At 48.7% G+C, this 396-nt stretch carries 1 pseudogene; it reads right to left on the bottom strand.

Going from position 1 to position 396, the window contains the following annotated elements:
* Window positions 1-396: pseudogene (locus IS446_RS00010) on the bottom strand (hypothetical protein); the annotation flags it as partial.

The following is a 396-nucleotide window of genomic DNA, read 5'->3' as shown; positions in this document are numbered from 1 at the left end:
ATAGGTCAGGATTCCCGTAGTTGCGTCAAAACTCGCCGATCCGGACGCTGAGCCATTCCCGGTGTCAGATAGCGAAGTTATGCCAAGGTTGGCAGCATTATTATTCGGTAAAAAATTGTCATTAGCAAGAATATCTACCTGGGTCGCATTCCCTGAAGAAGCATTTGAAGCATCAGCTACTGCTACAGGTGAAAGCGGATTCGCATCGGTGGCATCTCCGTTTCCATCTCCATCGGTGTCTTCATCAGTTGGATTCGTTCCATTGGTCACCTCGACATTATCATTCAGTCCATCACCGTCGGTATCGGCAACAGTTGGATCTGTACCGTGGGTATTCACTTCAGCTCCATCGGTAAGTCCGTCGTTATCGGTATCGGGATCATTAGCATCGGTACC

Source organism: Robertkochia sediminum (genome assembly GCF_016786255.1).
GTDB lineage: Bacteria > Bacteroidota > Bacteroidia > Flavobacteriales > Flavobacteriaceae > Robertkochia > Robertkochia sediminum.
Note: the sequence above shows the minus strand (reverse complement) of the source record. Positions and strands in the feature narration are given on the sequence as shown.